The organism is Falsiroseomonas sp. HW251 (assembly GCF_050563545.1).
GTDB lineage: Bacteria > Pseudomonadota > Alphaproteobacteria > Acetobacterales > Acetobacteraceae > Falsiroseomonas.
This window is the reverse complement of sequence record NZ_JBNXUM010000005.1, coordinates 62996-81012: the sequence shown is the minus strand read 5'-3', so window position 1 is coordinate 81012 and position 18017 is coordinate 62996. Positions and strand designations below refer to the sequence as shown.

11 protein-coding genes are annotated in these 18017 nt (G+C 73.0%); 8 read left to right on the top strand and 3 right to left on the bottom strand.

Going from position 1 to position 18017, the window contains the following annotated elements; all coding sequences use genetic code 11:
* Position 1: 1 nt before the first annotated feature.
* From ACLF3M_RS07325 to ACLF3M_RS07315, 3 genes are all read right to left on the bottom strand, one after another.
* Entirely contained in the window at positions 2-1369 is a 1368-nt protein-coding gene (locus ACLF3M_RS07325; RefSeq protein ID WP_430656224.1) for an amidohydrolase family protein, read from the bottom strand.
* A gap of 136 nt (positions 1370-1505) precedes the next feature.
* Entirely contained in the window at positions 1506-3734 is a 2229-nt protein-coding gene (locus ACLF3M_RS07320; RefSeq protein WP_430656223.1) for a molybdopterin cofactor-binding domain-containing protein, read from the bottom strand.
* 2 nt (positions 3735-3736) lie between these two features.
* Positions 3737-4201: a (2Fe-2S)-binding protein gene (locus ACLF3M_RS07315; RefSeq protein WP_430656222.1), complete on the bottom strand. Its 465-nt coding sequence runs from the start codon at positions 4199-4201 to the stop codon at positions 3737-3739.
* 174 nt (positions 4202-4375) lie between these two features.
* Between ACLF3M_RS07315 and ACLF3M_RS07310 the strand changes: the two genes are divergently transcribed.
* From ACLF3M_RS07310 to ACLF3M_RS07275, 8 genes are all read left to right on the top strand, one after another.
* Positions 4376-6076 carry a S1 family peptidase gene (locus ACLF3M_RS07310; RefSeq protein WP_430656221.1) on the top strand — a complete coding sequence of 567 codons (1701 nt, stop codon included), beginning with the start codon at positions 4376-4378 and terminating at the stop codon, positions 6074-6076.
* A 6-nt stretch (positions 6077-6082) separates the two neighbouring features.
* Positions 6083-7363: a hypothetical protein gene (locus tag ACLF3M_RS07305; RefSeq protein ID WP_430656220.1), complete on the top strand. Its 1281-nt coding sequence runs from the start codon at positions 6083-6085 to the stop codon at positions 7361-7363.
* 76 nt (positions 7364-7439) lie between these two features.
* Complete coding sequence (locus ACLF3M_RS07300; RefSeq protein WP_430656219.1) at positions 7440-8657, top strand: hypothetical protein; 1218 nt, start codon at positions 7440-7442, stop codon at positions 8655-8657.
* A 172-nt stretch (positions 8658-8829) separates the two neighbouring features.
* On the top strand, positions 8830-11778 hold the full coding sequence (locus tag ACLF3M_RS07295) for a virulence factor SrfB (RefSeq protein ID WP_430656218.1): 2949 nt from the start codon (positions 8830-8832) through the stop codon (positions 11776-11778).
* Complete coding sequence (locus ACLF3M_RS07290) at positions 11775-14381, top strand: virulence factor SrfC family protein (RefSeq protein WP_430656217.1); 2607 nt, start codon at positions 11775-11777, stop codon at positions 14379-14381. The genes ACLF3M_RS07295 and ACLF3M_RS07290 overlap by 4 nt, the downstream gene beginning before the upstream one ends.
* A complete protein-coding gene (locus ACLF3M_RS07285) occupies positions 14381-15424 on the top strand; it encodes a hypothetical protein (RefSeq protein ID WP_430656216.1) in 1044 nt (347 codons plus the stop codon). The genes ACLF3M_RS07290 and ACLF3M_RS07285 overlap by 1 nt, the downstream gene beginning before the upstream one ends.
* Entirely contained in the window at positions 15421-17316 is a 1896-nt protein-coding gene (locus tag ACLF3M_RS07280) for a vWA domain-containing protein (protein WP_430656215.1), read from the top strand. The genes ACLF3M_RS07285 and ACLF3M_RS07280 overlap by 4 nt, the downstream gene beginning before the upstream one ends.
* A complete protein-coding gene (locus tag ACLF3M_RS07275) occupies positions 17313-18017 on the top strand; it encodes an ABC transporter ATP-binding protein (protein ID WP_430656214.1) in 705 nt (234 codons plus the stop codon). The genes ACLF3M_RS07280 and ACLF3M_RS07275 overlap by 4 nt, the downstream gene beginning before the upstream one ends.

The following is an 18017-nucleotide window of genomic DNA, read 5'->3' as shown; positions in this document are numbered from 1 at the left end:
CTCAGCCGCCCAGCGTGACGGGGCGCCGGCCGGCGCGGGTCCAAAGGCCCTCCGCTACCTTCTGCGCTTCGCGGACGATCGCCGGCCCGTCCGTCAGCGTGGGCAGCCCACCTTCCAGCACGACGCGGCCGTCCACGATGGCGGTGTCCACGTCGTGACCCGAGGCGCTCCAGACCAGGATGCCGGCCCCGTCCACAACGGGCGCCAGCGTCGGCGCCGTCAGGTCCAGCAGGATGACATCGGCCTTCCGGCCTGGCTCCAGCACGCCGATCTCGTCCGCCATGCCAATCGCCTCCGCGCCGGCGCGTGTCGCCCAGCGCAGCGCGGTGGCGGCGTCCAGCACGAACTCGCCGCCCTGCCGCACGCGCTGCATGCAGACGGCCCAGCGCATCGCCTCCACCATGTCGCCCGACATGGTGTCGGTGCAGAGCGCGATGCGCGCGCCGGCATCGCGCAAGGCCAGGATCGGCGCGACGTCGCCGGCCTTGGCATTGCCGATCGGGGAATGCGCGACGGTCATCCCCGCCCGGCCGCAGAGCGCGACGTCGGCGGCGTCGAGGTGGATGCAATGCGCGGCGATGGTCCGGGCGTGCAGCAGTCCCGCGGCATCGAGCGCCTCGGCCGGGCTCTTCCCCGTACGCTCGCGGACTATGCGGACCTCCGATTTCGACTGGGCGAGATGGGTGTGGACGTTGCCGCCATGCGCGTCGGCCAGGCCCGCAACCTCCTTCAGCAGCGCGTCGGAGCAGGTGTCGGGCGCGTGCGGCGCCCAGTCGCAGCGGATGCGGCCATCGTGCCCGTTCCAGCGGGCAATCAGCTCGGCGTTCTCCACGATGGAGGCGCGGCCGATCTGGGTGGCGTGGTCGTGCCTTCCCTGGGCCAGCGCCTCGGGGTCGACGTCGTGGATGCGGCCGCCGATGATCGCGCGCGTGCCGAGCTCGGCATGCGCCGCGGCCAGCGCCTCGGGGAAGCGGTAGTAGTCCACGATGGTGGTGCTGCCCTGGCGCAGCATCTCGTAGACGCCGAGCCGGGAGAGCAGGAAGGCTTCCTCCTGCGAGAGCCTGTGGCCCTGCGGGATGTTCGGGACGTACATCGGGGCGAAGCCGAGGTCCTCGACCATGCCGCGGGTGATCATCAGCGGGCTGTGGTTGTGGACGTTGACCAGGCCCGGCAGGGCCAGGCGATCGCGCGCGTCAATGGTGCGGGCGGGGGCGTAGGTCTTCGTAAGCTCGGCGGTGGAGCCGATGGCGAGGATGCGCGTGCCGGCGATGGCGATGGCGCCGCCGGGGATGATGGTGCCGGCGTCATCGAGGGTCATCACCAGCGCATTGGTGACGAGGAGGTCGCAGGGCGTGGGCGCGTCGAGCATGGGCGGAGTGTGCCGGCGATGCAGGCTTGGCGGAAGCGCCGGCGCAGAAGAGCAAAATGGGCGAGGTTGCGCTCGCCGCCACCCGCCTCGCTTCGCTCGGCACCCTCCCCCGCAAGCGGGAGAGGGTGCTTGGGCGCTACCCCTGCAGTGCCGCGCGGACGCGCTCTGGCGTGAACGGCACCTCCGGCATGCGCCGTCCCGTCGCGGCCAGCAGCGCATTCGCGATGGCGGCGCCGGCGGCGCCCTGGCTGCCCTCGCCGACGCCGAGCGAGGGGAGGTCGGGGCGGTCGATGATGACGCTCTCGATCCGCGGGACGCGGGCGTAGTCGATGATGGGGTAGGACAGGTAGTCCTCGCTGACCAGGCGGCGGGCGTCCCACTTGCCTTCCTCGATCAGCGTCCAGGACGAGGCCTGGATCATGCCGCCCTCGATCTGGTTGGTGATGCCGTCGGGGTTGATGGCGCGGCCGGCCTCGGTCGCCGCCCACATCCGATCGAGACGGATGCGGCCGCTGCCGACATCCACCGTCACCCGCGCCACCACCGCGACATGCGCGTCGGAGTTCTTGTACTTGCAGAGCGCGACGCCGGTGCCGCTGAGCTCCGCCCCCTCCACGCGCGCGCGGCCCATTGCCACGGACTGCGGCTGCCAGCCCGAGATCTCGACGGCACGCCGCAGCACCGCAACCAGGCGGGGGTCGCGGAGGTGCCGAATGCGATAGGCGACAGGGTCCTGCCCGGCAATGGCCGCGCATTCGTCCATGAACATCTCGGCGCTGACCGTGTTGAAGAAGCCGCCCAGCGTGCGCAGCGCCGAGGTGCGGATCGGCATCTCGGTGTGGAAATGCGTCGTCACCTTCTGGCCCGGCACGGCGTAGATCGGCACGGCGTTGCGCGCCGCAGCCCCGTTCGGCAGCGCGCCGTCGGTGATCGGCCCCATCGGCACCGGATTCTCCAGGTACCAGGCGGAGCGGAGGTTGCAGCCATCGGTGCTGGCCGGGCGCGTGGAATGCGGGAATGACCAGACCTCGTGAGACCAGGAGGTCAGCGCGCCATCGGCCGCCATCCCGGCCTCCAGCCCCGTGACCATGGCGGAGCCCCAGGGGGCCCAGGTCATCTCCTCCTCATGCGTCCAATGCACGCGCACGGTGCGGCCGGGCATGGCGCGGGCCAGCAGCGCGGCATCCAGCGCGACGTCGTCGGCGCCGTTGTGGCCGTAGCAGCCGCTGCCCTGGACATGGATCACGCGCACCGCGGCCGTGGGCATCCGCAGCCCCTTGGCGAGGTCGCCGCGCAGCGGGAAGGGCCCCTGGGTGTGCGACCAGACCGTGACGCGCCCGTCCTCCCACTTCGCGAGCGCGCAGGACGCGCCGATGGACGCATGGGCCTGGAAGCCGCGGCGGTATTCCGCGCGATGCGTGCGAGCGCCGGGGCTGCCGCCCTCGGTCTGATGCAGGACGCGCGTCTCGGCCGGCGCTTCCTTGAGATAGGCATAGATGTCCTTGCCGCCGAACAGTGGCGCGCCGTCCTGCCAACGCGCGGCCGCGGTGATCTTCCGCGCGGCGTCGTTGGCCTGTTCCTCGCGTCGCGCGATGACGCCCACGAAGGAGCCGTCGCGCACCACCTGCACGACGCCCGGCAGCGAGCGCGCCCAGTCCATGTCGAGCGACAGGAGGCGGGACGCATAGCCCGGCGGGCGCGCGACGGCGCCGAACAGCATCCCTTCGGGGCGCATGTCGTGGATGAAGACCTGCGTGGCGAAGACCTTCGCCGGCAGATCGGTGCGCGGGAAGGAGGTACCGGTCAGTGGCGCGGCGGCGGGTGGCTTGCGGCGCGCGGTGCCGTCCACGGGACGCGCCAGCGAGACCTTCGACGCGGCCTCGGCATAGGTCATGCGGCGTTCGCCGGCCTGCATGGTGCCGTCGCGGACGGTGACGGCGGCGGGCTCCACGTTCCATTCGCGCGCCGCGATGCCGACCAGCGTCGCGCGGACATCGGCGCAGGCGACGCCGAGCGCCTCGCCGCCGAAGCGGATGGACTGGCTGCCGGCGGTGACACCCTCATCCGCGGTCTCGGCGGTGTCGCCGGAGATCAGGCTCAGGCGATCCGGCGCGACGTCCAACTCATCCGACGCGATCTGGCGCATCGCGGTCAGCACGCCCTGGCCGAGCTCGACGCGGCCGGTTAGCACCGTGATGCGGCCGTCCGGCGCGATGCGCACCCAGGCCTGCATGGCGGGGTTGGCGCGGATCATCGGCGGCATGGCGGGGGCCTGCTGGCCCGCGGCGTCGTCCCAGCGGAAGCCGATGGCGATGCCGGTGGCAAGGCCGGCCAGTGCGCCGCGACGGGTGATGTCGATGCCCATGGTCACACCCCCTGCTGGCGGGCGGCGCGCATCACGGCGCGCACGACGCGGGGCTGGGTGCCGCAACGGCAGAGATTGTGCTCCAGCGCCTCGATCACGTCGGATTCGGTGACGCCGTCCTTCTTCGTGGCCAGCAGTTCGGCCGCCTGCATGATCATGCCGTTGGTGCAGTAGCCGCATTGCGCGGCCTGCTCGGCCAGGAAGGCGGCCTGCAGGGGATGCGGGCGCTGCGGCGTGCCGAGGCCCTCCAGCGTCGTGATCTGGCGGCCGACGATGGTGCCGACCTCGGTGTGGCAGGACCGCGTGGCGGCACCGTCCACCAGCACCGTGCAGGCGCCGCATTGCGCGCGTCCGCAGCCGAGTTTGGGGCCGTTCAGCGCGAGGTCGTTGCGCAGGACGAAGACGAGCGGCGTGGTGGGATCCACATCCACCTCCACGGTGCGACCGTTGACGCTGAGCGTCACCATCGGCGTTCCCTCCAATCGTTTGCAGTGTTGGCGCCGAGCCTAGTCCGCCCCAGCCCGTCAGGAAAGCTTCCGCCACGATCGCCACGATCCCGGCCTTGCTTGCGCCACGCGGCGATGCTCCGCTTCACTTGATCGCGGACCCGGCAGGCCGGCCGGACCGCTCGAGGGGCCCGCATGGCAGCGCCGCATTTCCTGCTCCAGACGCCGGTCGGCGCGGTGGTGCCGGTCGAGATCGGCGGCGTGCCCGTGCAGACGCGCTTCGCGGAGCTGCAGCGCATCGCGGGGCCGTCGGCGGCGCTGTTCGCGGAGCCCGTCGCGACTCGCGACGGCGACGGCAGCATCCGGTCCTTCGCCTGGTATGCGCCGGGGGCCGAGGCGCAGCCGCTGGCCTCCCTGGCGCAGCCCGGCCGCGCGGCGGCGGAGGCCGAGTTGCGCGCGATGCTGGCGCCGCTGGTCGCGATCTCGCAGGGCAATTCGGCGGAGGCCGCGCTGGTCGCGGCAGCGCTGTCGCTGCCCGATGCCGGCTCGATCCTGGTGTTGGACGGCCGTCCCGTGCTGGCGGGCTGGGGCATGGTGCAGGCCGGCGACTCGCGGGATCCGCAGTCGCGCATCGCGGGCGTGCTCGGGCCCTTCCTGCCGGGCAGCGCGCCGGCGACGGCGCGGGCGGCCCCGACGCGCAGCGCGCCAGCCGCGGCGGTTCCGGTGGCACCGGTATCGGGCGCGGCGGCGGTCGGCCCACGGCGCTGGTGGCTGATCCCGGCGGCGATCGCGGTCGCGCTGCTGTTCCTCGGCCTCGGTTTCTGGCTGGGCTGGCGGATGCTGGCCGAGGCCGCGGCGAACCGCCGCCAAGTCGCGGAATTCGTGGACCGCGACCGCGCGCGCCAGGCGCTGGAGCTGCAGCGCCGGACCAACGAGGCGCTGGCCGAGGAAGTGGAGCGCGCGCGCCGCGCCTCGCAGGGCGATGTCTGCGTCGCGACGCCGCTGAACCCGCCGCCGGGTCGCGCGCCGCTGCCCGCCGACCTGCCGGCGCGGCCGACCCCGCCGACGCCAGCCGATGCGCCGCCGGCGCCGCGGCCGGACACGCTGCTCCAGCTGCTCGACCAGTCCGTGGTGCTGGTGGCGGGGCAGAGCGGACAGGGCCTGTCCATCGGCACCGGCTTCTTCGTCGCGCCGAACGCCATCGTCACCAACGCCCATGTCGTGAACGACATCCAGGGGCCGGTCTTCGTGGCGTCGCGGCATCTCGGCCGCGCGGTGCAGGCCGAGGTCGCGCGGCGCACGCCGGCGGCCCAGCCCGGCCAGGCGGATTTCGCGCTGCTGCGCGTCGCCGGCGTGCCGTCACTGACGCCGCTGACGCTGACGCGTCAGGCGCAGCGGCTGGATGAGGTGATCGCCGCGGGCTACCCCGCCGCCATCGTGCAGAACGACCAGCGCTTCCAGGCGCTGCTGCGCGGCGATGCGTCGCAGCTGCCGGAGCTCGTGACGACGGACGGGCGGATTTCCGCGGTGCAGACGCTGCAGTCCGGCCTGGTGGCCATGCCGCACACCGCGGCGATCAGCCCCGGCAATTCCGGCGGACCGCTGGTGGATCGCTGCGGCCGGGTGATGGGGGTGAACACCTTCAACCACATCAACGCGCAGCTCGCCGAGCGCGTGTCCTATGCGCAGAAGACCGACGCGCTGCTGGCCTTCCTGCGGGAGGCCGGCGTGAACGTCGAGACGCAGGATAGCCCCTGCGTGCCCGCGGCGGCGCCTGCTGCCGCCGCGCCTGCTGCGCCGCCGGCACCGCCGGCCGCGGCCGCCCCCGCCACGCCCCCTGCCCCGGCCCAGGCCGCGCCCGCCGCCCCCGCGGCGCCAGCGCAGCCGGCGCGCTGAGGCAGCATGGCCCGCAGCCTCGCCGCCACGACGCGCGATGCGGAGCTGCGCGCGCTGGCCGTGGCGGGCCAGCCTGTAGCGGGCGCCTGGGCGCAGATCACGGGACACCTGATCCGGCGCCTGTCGCCCGCGCATGCCGCGCTCTTCGCCGAGCCCAGCCCCGATCCCGCGCGCGGCACCACCGACTGGTACGCCGAGGGCGAGGGCGAGCTGAAGAGCCTGGACGAGGTGCCGAGCCTGCTGCCGCGCTTCGAGCAGCTCGTCGCCGACATCCGCGCGGAATCCGAACGCCTGCTGGCCGAGCGCGACGAGGGACTGAAGTTGCTCGGCGAGCTGCTGCGCCTGGCCCTGGAAGTTCCCGACCGCAGCTGGATCGCGACCCGCGGCAATGCGATCGTCCTGATCGCCTGGGGCCACCTGGCGACGGGCCGCGCGCAGGGCGCGGAGCTGATCCGGACGCTGCCCAATACCGCGGCGCCGATGACGATGCTGGCGCTCGGCGCCGTCGCGGGGAAGGCGACCTGGCCGCTGGCGCTGCTGCTGGCTTCCTTCGTCGCGCTGATGACGGCGATCGGGCTGTTCCTGGCGTGGAAGGACCCGTTCGGCTGGCTCATCCCGCCCGACGCGCAATGCGTGGCGGACCCCGCGGATCTCGACCTGCTGCGCGACCTCGACGCCGCGCGGGCCGAGGAGGCGACGCTGCGGAGCCGCATCGCGGAGATCATGGAGGAGCTCGGCCGGCGCCGCCTGCTGTGCCAGCCGCCCGCGCCGCCGCCACCGCCTCCACCGCCGCCCCGTCCGCCGGAGGAGCCGCTGCCCCTGCCCCCGCCGCCCGCGCCGCCGGTGCCGGAACCGCCGCGCCCGCCCGAGCCTCCGCCGCAGCCGCGCAACGACGACCTCGACCGCGCGCGGCGCGAGGGCGGGCAGGAAGGCCGTGTGCAGGTCATCCTGGGCTGGGACACTCGGGACGACCTCGATCTCTCGATCGTCTGCCCGAACGGCCAGATGATCTGGTACCAGCAGCGAAATGCCTGCGGCGGGACGCTCGACGTGGATCGCAACGTCGGCAACAACCGCACGCGCACGCCGGTGGAGAACGTCTTCTTCGACAACCCGATGCCAGGCACCTACGAGGTGCGCGTGCACCAGTACGACCATGTGGACCGCACCGAGACGCCCTATCGCGTGACGATCCGCATCGCCGGCCAGCCCGACCGCGTCATCCAGGGCGTCGCCCGCCCCGGCCCGCCCCGCGTGGTGGACCGCTTCACGATCCCCGGCCGATGAGCGCGCCCTTCGACATGCCCCGCCTGTTGCCCTCCCCCCCCGACGGGGGGAGAGGGTTGGGTGAGGGGGGCCACGCATGACCGACATGCGCCGCCTCGTCGAACTGCCGGATGCGCGGGTCCGCTGGCTGGGGCCGCAGACGCCCGACGCGGTCTACGCGCGGCTGCGGCAGCTGCTCGCCGCGCTTGGGTCGCATCACGCGGGGCTGCTGGCGCAGCCCGTGAAGACCGCGGCGGGCATGGCCTGGGACGCGCCGGGGGCCGCGCATCGGGCCATGCCCTCGCTGGACAAGGGCCAGCGCCAGGTTTTCGACGCGACGCTGACGACGCTGCTGTCGGACGTCCGCCGCGCCGCGGAGACCGCGCGTGCGCAAGGCCGGCCCGAGGAAGCGGAGCTTCTGGACCTGGTGCGTCGCGTGCCGGCGCCGGAACTCGTCTTCGCCGTGGATGGCGCGCCGGTGCTGGCGGGCTGGGGCATGGCCGCGGGCGAAGGGCCCGCGATCTCCGTGCTCACGCCCTTCGACGACGGCAGGGCCGCGACGCCGCTGGTCGCCGACCGGACGGCGATCTGGCTCGCCGGGCTCGCCGTGCTGCTGCTGGCGATCGCGGCGGTGCTGGCGGCGCCCTTCGTGAAGGAGATCTTCTCGCCACCCCTGCCGGCCTGCGTGGTGGACGAACGCGGCCTCGCGACGCTGGCGGAACTCGAGCAGCTCCGCGAACAGGGACGTGCCCTGGCGTCCGAGCGCGACCGCCTTCGTGCGGACCGCGGCCGCCGGCAGCTGGATTGCCCGCTGCCGGAACCGCCGCGCCAGGCCGAGCCGCCACCCGCACCCGAGCCGCCGCGCGAGGAACCGCCGCCCGAACCTCTGCCACCGCCACCGCCCCCGCCGCCGCCGCCTCCCCGCGCGGAACTGCCGCAGGAGCGCTGGGACCGCGGCGACATCTCCATTCTGCAGGGCTGCTGGAACCTCGATTCCGACTACCGCACCCGCGACGTGGATACCGGCCGGATCGACACCGTCCGGGCCTGGCGGATGTGCTTCGACGCGCAGGGGCGCGGCCGGCAGACTATGACCTACTCCAACGGCCGCCGTTGCGAGGGGCCTGTGGCCGGCCGCTTCGAGGGCCAGGAACTGCTCATAGACGACACCGCCGACCTGCCCTGCGACGGCAATTACCGCGTCCTGCACCGGCTCGGCCGTTGCGAGCGCGCCGGCGACGACCGCGCGGAATGCGTCACGCGGAACGTCCGTGGCCCGCAGGGCGGCGGCAGCCGCTTCACGCTGCGCCGATGAGGAGTCTCTTGGCTGCGTTCACGCACCTGCGTAAACGCCCTCGGGCGCCGACGGCCGCGTCCGCGGCCTTGGCTCGCCGCACTTGCGGCGGACCGCATTCGCGGCCTCGGCCGGCTGCGCCGGCCGCCTTCCTTGCGGCACTGCCCCTCGCGGGGCGATACTGCGCCGCATCATGAGCCGCGCCCTGACCAGCCTGATCCCGGCCTCGGGCATCCAGTTCCTGGACGTCGATTTCGACGTCAACGCCCTGCCCCGGATCAGCCGCCCCTTCTGGGATGAGCGGCCGATGCATCTGCGCGACGCCGCCGGCGACCAGCAGGTGCTGCTGCGCGTGCTGGAGCAGACCGAGGCCGGCGAGCTCTTCGACCCCGTCGGGCGCAACCACCCGCCGGAGGAGGAGGTCTACCGGATCTCCCGCGCGCAGGCGCTGGAGCCCTTCCTCGGGCAATGGATCCCGCTGCCCTATCTCCGCGTGCAGTCCCGCACCGCGGACGGCCAGCCCATCTTCGACGAGGGGCCGACGAACTGGGCGCGCCTGCGCGTGGTGGAACTGCCGCCCGGAACCGTCCGTGGGGCGACGCATCGCGCGGTGCTCGCCTTCGACACCGCGCTGCTCGCCCGCCGCCAGGGCCTGCCCTACGCCGGGCCGAGCCCCGAGGACGCGGCGGAGGAGCAGGAATTCGGCCTGGCCGCGAAGATGGCGGACAGCGCGTCCTTTCTGGCGGAGGGCTGGTTCGGCCAGTGGCTGGAGCAGCTTTACATCGACTTCGTCTCCGCCCAGCGCCGCGGCCAGCGCGTGAAGGCGGAGGATCTGCCGAACCGCATGGAGCCCTTCGCGCGGTATCTCACGCTGCTGGAACTCCTCGGGGCTGCCGGCGCCGCACCGCGCGTCAAGCTGGTGGATGCCGGCGTGTCGGGGCGGCGGAATGCGGTGGTGGACGTGGACCTGCTGCTCGACATCGGCAACAGCAGGACCTGCGGCATCCTGGTGGAAAGCGCGCCGGACGGGCCGCTCTCGCTGAACGATTCCTACCCGCTGGCGCTGCGCGACCTCACGAAGCCCGAGATGGTCTCGACCCGGCCCTTCGAAAGCCGCGTCGAATTCTCCCGCGCGAGCTTCGGACAGGATGCGCTGTCGCGCCGGTCGGGGCGCGCGACGGCGTTCTATTGGCCGTCCCCGCTGCGCGTGGGGCCCGAAGCCGTGCGGCTGGCCGGACTTTCCATTGGCAACGAAGGCGCGACGGGGCTGTCCTCGCCGAAGCGGTATCTATGGGATGAGCGGCCTTCCGTGCTGGGTTGGCGCTTCGGCGCGGGGGCGGCTGTCGGCGCCTTCGGCACGGCGGGCGAGCAGCCGGTCTCCGGCGCCTTCATGAACGAGCTGACCGAGACCGGCGAGCTGCTGTCGCGCAACCGCAACGCGACGCCCGCGGTGCGCGCGCGCTTTTCCCGCTCCTCGCTCTACACGCTGATGCTGGCCGAGATCCTGCTGCAGGCGATCTGCCAGATCAACGCGCCGGCGACGCGCCAGGCCCGGCGCAACGCCGATGTGCCGCGTCGGCTGCGCCGCGTGACGCTCACGCTGCCGACCGCGATGCCGGTCGCGGAGCAGCGCATCGTGCGGCGCCGCGCGGAGCATGCGGTGGAGCTTGTCTGGGCCTGGATGGGCTGGTCGCAGGGCGCGGCGGAGCGCGCCGTCGCTGCGCCGATCCCGCCGCGGATCAACGCCAATCTCGACGAGGCCACGGCAACGCAGCTGGTCTGGCTCTATGCCGAAAGCGTGCATCGGCTGCAGGCCGATCCGCGCCAGCTCTTCGCGCTGATGGGGCGGATGCGCGACGGCGCGACATCCCTGCGCGTCGCCAGCATCGACATCGGCGGCGGCACGACGGACCTCGCGGTCACGACCTACACGCTGTCGGCCGACCAGGAGATCCGGCCCACGCAGAACTTCCGCGAGGGTTTCAAGATCGCCGGCGACGACCTGCTGCAGGCCGTGATCGAGCGCGCGGTGCTGCCGCCGCTGGAAGCCGCGCTCGGCGAGGCCGGGCTGCGCGAGCCCAAGGCCTTCCTGCGCCGCGTGCTCGGCGGTGCGCGCGGCGGCCAGTCCGAGGCCGACCGGCAGCTCACGCGGCAATTCGTGGCGCGCGTGCTGGAACCCTGCGCCCTGGAACTGCTCGGCGCCTATGAGGTGATGGAGCCCGGCGCCGGCGGCGCGGTGGCGCGCATCGGCATCGCGCAGGGCAACGGCCGGCCGCGCCACGACCGCGCCATCGCCTTCTTCGAGCGGCTCGCGCATGACGCCGGCGCCGGCGAGTTCCGGCTGGATGCGGTGGAGGTCGCGCCGGATGCGACCGCGATGGACGGGCTGGTGCGCGGGACGCTGGGGCCGATCCTGTCGGATCTCTGCGAGGCAACGCACGCCTATGACTGCGACGTGCTGCTGCTGTCGGGCCGTCCGTCGCGGCTGCGCGCGGTGACGGACGTCGTGCTGGCGAAGCTGCCGGTCGCGGCGCATCGGATCGTGCACATGCAGGGCTATCCCGCGGGCGGCTGGTATCCCTTCCGCGATGCGCATGCGCGGATCGAGGATCCCAAGACCACGGCGGCGGTCGGCGCGATGGTCGCAGCGCTGGCGGAAGGATCGCTGTCGGGCTTCCTGCTGCGGTCCTCTCGGCTCGGCATGAAATCCACGGCGCGCTTCATCGGGCGGCTCGAGACGTCCGGCCAGCTGCTGAAGCGAAACGAGTATCTGAAGGAGGTGAACCTCGACGCGGATACGTCGGTGCCGCTCGAGGTCGAGATCCCCTTCGAGGCGCCCTGCATGCTGGGTTTTCGGCAGCTGCCGCTGGAACGCTGGCCGGCGACGCCGCTCTACGCGCTGGAATTCGGCAATGCGGATGACGTGCGAAACCTGGCGCTGCCGCTGACCGTGCGGCTCGCGCGCGGCTATGCCGAGCCCGGCTCGGCCGAGGCGGAGGCCAGCAAGGAACAGTTCAAGCCGACCTCGATCCGCGACGCCGAGGGCCAGGAGCGTCATCCCACCACGGTACGGATGCGCCTGCAGACCATGCGCGACGAGGCCGGCTATTGGCGCGACACGGGCGCGCTGGGGGTGCCGTGACGCCGGCCGACGAGAAACTCGCGGGCGAGGCCCGCCGCGTCGGCGAGGCCGCGCAGAAATCGCTGGAATGGTTCGCCGGCGCCGCGCGACCGGGGCTGGATGCCGCCGCGCTGGCGCGCGAGCTGCGCGGCGTGAACCTTCGCGCGCAGCGCCTGTCGGCCGCCGCGGCGCGGCCGATGTGCGTCGGCGTCTTCGGGCCGTCCCAGGCCGGCAAGTCCTACCTGATCTCGGCGCTGGCGCAGTCGAAGGACGCGCCGCTGATGGCAGTCTTCGACGACCGCGCCGTGGACTTCGTCCGCGAGATCAACCCTGAAGGCGGGCGCGAGGCGACGGGCCTGGTCACCCGCTTCACGATGAAGCGCATCGCGACGCCCCCCGGCATGCCGGTCGCGCTGCGGCTGCTGTCGCAGACCGATGTCGTGAAGATCATCGGCAACGCCTTCCTTTCGGACTTCGACCCCGCTGACATCGAGCCGCCCTCGCCCGAGGTCATCGCGAACGCGCTGGAAGTCGCGAAGGGGCGGATGCTGCCCAAGGCGACCGACAGCCTGACGGAGGACGACGTCTATGCCGACCTCCGCGAGTATTTCGAGACGCGCTTCGGCGGGCATGCGCTGGTCCAGGCGCTGAAGGCCGCGCGCTTCTGGCAGGCCGCGAGCGAGATCGCGCCGCGGCTCGACCAGCCCGCGCGCGCCGCGCTGTTCGGCCTGGTCTGGGGCCGCGTCGCGCCGCTCGACGACGCCTATCTCCGCCTGGTCGGCGCGCTGGCACAGCTCGGCCACGCCGCGGAGGCCTTCGCGCCGCTCTCGGCGCTGGTGCCGCGCGAGACCGGGATCATCGACGTGCTCACGCTGAACCGCTTCGGGGCGCGCGACGATTCCACCATTGCCGTCGCGACGCCGGCGGGGCTTCGCGCCGAGCTGCCGCGCGCGGTGCTGACGGCGCTGGTCGCCGAGGTCACGATCCAGCTGCGCGACAAGCCCTGGGACTTCTTCGACGTCACGGACCTGCTGGACTTCCCGGGCGCCCGATCCCGCGAGCATATCCGCGATCCCGCGCGGCACCTCGCGGATCCCACGAAGCTGCCGGCGGTGCTGCTGCGCGGCAAGGTCGCCTATCTCTTTGAGCGCTACTGCGCGGAAACCGAGCTGACGGGCATGCTGCTCTGCATCGGCCCGTCCAACCAGGAAGTCCGCACCCTGCCGCGCATGGTGGAGGAGTGGATCGCCGGCACGCATGGCGACACGCCGGAGAAGCGCGCGACGCAGCCGACGGCGCTGTTCTTCGTGCTGACCAAGTTCGACATGGAGTTCGAGAGCAAGAAGGGCCAGGCCGAAGGCGGTGGACGCTGGACGGCGCGCCTCGCGGCCAGCCTGCTCGACTTCTTCGGGAAGGAGAGCGCCTGGCCGCGGGAATGGCATCCCGGCAAACCCTTCGACAACCTGTTCTGGCTGCGCAATCCGAACGTCGCGAACAAGGCGATCCTGGACTACGACGCCGCGGGCCACGAGGCCGGCGTGCGCGCATCCGAGGCCGCGCGCGTCGCGCAGCTTCGCGCGGATTTCGTGGAGAATGACGAGGCGCGCCGGCACTTCGCCGATCCGGGCCTGGCCTGGGACGAGGCGATGCGGCTGAACGACGGCGGCATCTCCTTCCTCGCCGATCGGCTGCGGCCGGTCTGCGATCCCGCGCTGAAGCGTCGCCAGGTCTCGGCGCGGGTCGGCGATCTCGCGGAGCGGTTGCGCGCGCGGCTGCTGCCGCATTGGCACTCCGCCGATCTCGCGCAGGAACTCGCGAAGCGCCGCACGGCGTCTCGCGCGGTGGCGGTGGCGCTGGCCAGGGCGGTCGAGCGGCAGCGCTTCGGCCACCTGCTCCGCGCGATCTCGCCGGATGCCGAGGAGATCGCGGCCGTGCTGTCGCGCACGCGCTTCGTCGCCAGCGAGATCCCGATCGGCACGCGCAGCGGCGCTGCCGGGCTGCTCGCGGAGCTTGATTTCGGCGATGAGCCGCCGCCGACCGTCGAAAGCAGCGGTCCGGAGGACGAGGCGGATCACCTGGCCACCGTCGCGCTGAAGCTCTGGGCGGATCAGCTGCACGCCTTCGCCGACGCGCCGACCACCGCGACCCTGTACGGCCTGACGCCGGAAGTCGCGGGAACGATGGTGGCGGAACTGCTGCGCTCCGCGCGGCGGGAGAAACTGCAGACGGCGCTCGCCGCCGAACTCCGCGGAATCCTCGGCTTCCGGCGCCATCCCGCGGCGGCGGCGGCGATCTGCGGGTCCTGCGCGGCGCTGCGCATCGGCGGCTTTGTTGCGGCGATGGGCTTCGACGCCAAGCCGGTCGCGGAACGGCCGACGGTCGGCCAGGACCGCCGCCCCATCTTCGCGCCGCGGCCGAAGCTGGACGGGCTGCCGCCGCTCGCCGAGGTCGCGGCGGATTACGACCGGCAGCAGAGCCTCGATTGGGTCCAGGCCTTCCTGCGCGCCACCGAGCTCAACGTGCAGGGCGAAGGCGAGGATTCCGTCGATGTCGTGCGCAACGCGGCGCTCGGGCGGATCCTGGCCGAGGTCGAGGCGGCGCTCGCCGCCGTCCGGGCGACCTGATGCGCGTCATCATCGAGGAAGATGCGAGCCGGCCCGGCGAGGGTTGTGCGCGCATCCTGCTGCCGGGCCTCGGCGGCCGCGCCATGCCGAACGCCGTCACCTTCACGCGCGAGGGCTTCGGCGCGGACAGCCTCGGTCCCGACGGCTGGCAGGTCGCCGCCGGCCGGATCGAGCCGATCGAGGTGACGAACGAGGGCGACGCGCTGGTCCTGGTGCTGGGCCCGGAAGCGGCGGAGCATCTGGAGACCGGGCCGGTGCGGATGGGCATCCCCGCGCTCGGGCTGGACCAGATCGTGATCTGGCCGGACATTGCGCCCGCGGTCGCGGGACGGCGGGGCGGCTTCGGGGCGCAGCGGCGCGGCGAGGCGCAGCAGCGCCGCGTGCCGCCGAAGGCGACGGCCGCCCCACCGGCGGACGACGCGACGGTGATCGTGAAGCCGACGCCGCCGGTTGCGCCGCCTCCGCCGCAGCAGGAGCGCATCCTGCCGCCCGAAGCGCCGCGGCCGAACGCATCGCGCCTGCCAGTGGCGCTTCTCGCCGTGCTGGTGCTGCTGGCCGGCGCCGGTGCGGGTGGCTGGTGGTTCTGGCCACAGATCCAGGCGATGGTGAACCCTCCGGCGCCGCAAGTCGCGCAGCCACAGCCGCAGCCGCCGGCCCAGCCCGGCGATCCCACGGAGAACGCGACGCCGGCCGAGATCGCCGCCATGCGCCTGCCGCCCGAGCGCATCCTAGCGATCGCGCAGCGCCGCGGCGCACAGGGCCGGCACGGCGACGCGCTCCTGCTGATGGAACTGGCGGCGGACCAGCAATACGGGCCGGCGCTGGCGGCGCTCGCCCGGCTCTACGATCCCGCGACCTTCGCGGCGGGCGGCGCGCTGTCGGCGCCAAATGCTGTGAAGGCGGCCGAACTTTACCGCGGTGCGCAGCGCGCGGGCGACGCCTCCGTCGCCGCGCCGCGCGACGCGTTGCGACAGCGGCTGGAAGCGGCGTCCCGCAACGGCGATGCGATCGCCGCCCTCGCGCTCAGGGATTTCTGGCCATGATGCGCCGCCTGCTGATCCTGCTGGCCTGCCTGGCCTTCGTGCCGATCCAAGCCGAGGCGCAGCCGCGCCGCGCCCTGCTGATCGAGGGCAAGCAGACGCTGACGCAGAAGGTGCTGACGCGACCAGGTGCGACGCTGCATGCGACGCCAGGCGCCGCGCAGTCGCGGCAGATCCCGGGCTTCACGCTGTATCACGTCTATGCCCGCCAGGGCTCCGGCGCCGATGCCTGGATCGAGGTCGGCCGCGATGCGCAGGGCGCAACCGAGGGCTGGATGCGCGAGGAACGCGCCGTGCCCTGGAACCAGACCATGGTGCTGTCCTTCACCAACCCCGCGGGACGCCAGCGCACCATGTTCTTCGCCGATGGCCAGGCGGTCCGGCGGATCATCCTCTCGCGCGACATGGCGGCGGCCGCGGCGGCGGCGCGAAATGCCAGTGACGGCCAGGTCATCGCGCTGGAGCCCGAGAACTGGGTGGACATCACGCGCAACTTCTACCTCCTTCCCGCCCTGAACGCGGAAGAGGTCGAGAACGAGCGCGGCGAGCGCATGCGGCTGATCGAGGTCGCCTCCGCCCCGGCGGAACGCCGCACGCCCGCGCCGGCGCGCGATCCGCTCGCGGATTTCCGCGGCGCGCTGGTCTTCGTGGTGGACAGCACGCTGTCCATGCAGCCCTATCTCGATCGCACGCGGGAAGCACTTCGCAACGTCATGGCGCGGATCGGCGACACCGCGCTGCGCGACCGCTTCCGCTTCGGCCTCATCGCCTATCGCGACGCGATGGACGGCAATCCGCAGCTGCAATACGTCGTGCGCACCTTCGCGCGCCCTGATTTCGGCCAGCCCGCCAGTGCCATCCTGCCGCAGATCGCGGCGGTCAACGCCGCGACCGACAGCAACGACGCCTTCGACGAGGACGCGATTGCCGGGCTCAAGGCCGCGATCGACGACATCGACTGGTCCGGCGTCAGCGCGCGCTTCATCATGCTGGTGACCGATGCCGGAACGCGCGACGCCAACGACCCCAGGAGCTCGACGCATCTCGGCATCCCCGAGATCCGCGATCTTCTGAAGCAGCAGCGCATCGCCGCGCTGGCGCTGCACCTGCTGACGCCGGAAGGCCGCAATAACCACTCCCGCGCGCGCGGCCAGTGGAGGGAGCTCACGCGGTTCGAGGGCGCGTCGGAGCCGCTCTATTTCCCGATTCAGAACGGCGACGTCGCGGCGTTCGGGCAGACGGTCGAGCAGATCACGGAAGCGCTGCTGCGCCAGGTCGCGGCGATCACCGGCGTCAGCATCCAGCAGCTGCGCGCGCCGGCCAATGTGCAACCCACGCCGCAGGCCCAGGGCCTGGAGGTCGTGGCCCAGGCCATGCGGCTCGCCTATCTCGGCCGCGTGCAGGAAACGGCGGCGCCCGACATCGTGCGCAGCTTCACCACCGATCGCGACCTGTCGGATCCGAACCGCGCGAATGTCGAGGTCCGCGTGCTGCTGACGCGCGACCAGCTCTCCGACCTGCGCAGCGCGCTGCGCCTGGTGATCGAGCAGGCGAATGCCGGACGCCTGCAGCCGCAGACGGTGTTCGCCAACATCCGCAACGCCGCGCTGGCCGCGGCGCGCGATCCCCGGCGGATCGGCAACCTCGCCACGCTCGGCGCGGCGTTCGGCGAGTACCTCGATGGCCTACCCTATCGCAGCCAGGTGATGGAGCTGACGGAGCGCAACTGGCTCGAGCTGCAATCCGGCGGACAGCGGGAGTTGCTGAACGCGCTGGAGGCCAAGCTGCGGCTGTACGAGGAATACGCGGCGACGCCCTCGCTCTGGACGCAGCTCGGCAGCGGCAACGATCCGGGCTCGGCGGTTTTCCCGGTGCCGCTCGACCAGCTTCCGTGACCGCGGCGCTGCGGCTGGAGGGTGTGGTCGTCACCCGAAGCTCGGGCGGCGCGGCGTTCACGCTGGAGGTCGAGGCACTGGCGCTGCAACCCGGCGCGCTGGTCGCGGTGACCGGCGAGAGCGGGTCGGGCAAGTCCACGCTGCTGGACGTCGCGGCGCTGGCGCGCGAGCCCGATCGCGCGGCGGCGCTGAGCGTCGCGGGGGAGGACGCCGCTGCGCTCTGGCGGCGCGGCGCGCGGGATGCCCTTGCCGGCCTGCGGGCCCGAAACTTCGGCTATGTGCTGCAGACCGGCGGGCTTGTGCCCTTCCTGACGGTGCGGGCCAATGCGGCGTTGGCGCAGGATCTGGCGGCCCGGCGCGACGCCGCGCGGATCGAGGCGCTGGCGCGCACCCTGGGGCTCGCTTCCCTGTTGGACCGGCTGCCGGCGACGCTCTCGGTCGGGCAGCGGCAGCGCGCCTCCATCCTGCGGGCGCTGGCGCACCGGCCGTCGCTGGTGCTGGCGGATGAGCCGACCGCGAGCGTGCATCCCGACATGGCGGGCGAGGTCCTGGCGCTGCTGGTGGCGCAGGCGCGGGAGGCCGGCGCCGCCGTGCTGCTGGCGACGCATGACGCGCAGGCCGCGCGCGCCGCCGGCTTCGCGGAGATGCCGCTGCGCCCGGCGGGCGCGGGATCGCGCCTGCCCGCCGGTGTCGCGGCCTGA